The organism is Faecalicoccus sp. LCP19S3_E2, assembly GCF_052121255.1.
GTDB lineage: Bacteria > Bacillota_I > Bacilli_A > Erysipelotrichales > Erysipelotrichaceae > Faecalicoccus.
Window position 1 is genome coordinate 1 of record NZ_JBQKEP010000043.1, and the last position, 580, is coordinate 580.

The 580-nt window shown below is 36.4% G+C and carries 1 protein-coding gene; it reads left to right on the forward strand.

Annotated features, from left to right (window positions below; translation table 11 throughout):
* Window positions 1–27: 27 nt before the first annotated feature.
* The coding region (locus ACTQX6_RS12630; protein ID WP_441657565.1) for a dicarboxylate/amino acid:cation symporter at window positions 28–580 on the forward strand (553 nt) is incomplete at its 3' end.

Consider the following 580-nt stretch of genomic DNA (forward strand, 5'->3'; position numbering starts at 1 on the left):
AGTTAGAAAAGGCGGTAAACAGTAGAAATGAAAGAAAGTAAGTTCTGGAAGCAATATGGCTCCGTTCTGTTATTGTTGGGTGGAATTCTGATCGGTTCTTTGATTGGAATCGTTTCTTCTGATTTTGGTAAAGTTTTAAAGCCTATAGGAGACATTTTCTTAAATCTTTTGTTTACCATTGTTGTACCACTTGTTTTTGTTTCCATAACGACTGCGGTTGGTTCCATGTCCAATTTAAAAAGATTGGGAAAAATATTAGGAAGTACATTATTAACTTTTATTGGAACTGGAATTTTTGCAGCAGTTTGCGTATTGGTATGGGTTAACGTATTTTCACCAGCTTCCGGAACATCTATTGCCGTTACAAATAATACAGTCCAGGAAGCACAGAGCCTGTCCGATCTCATTGTTTCCACTTTAACTGTATCAGATTTCTATATGCTTTTGGATAAATCACATATGTTGCCATTGATCATCTTTGCGATTTTGTTTGGGTTGTGTGTATCCATGAGCGGTGGTGATGAAAGTCCGGTTGGAAAGTTGTTAAAGAATTTAAATGAGATCATTATGCGTTTTGTCG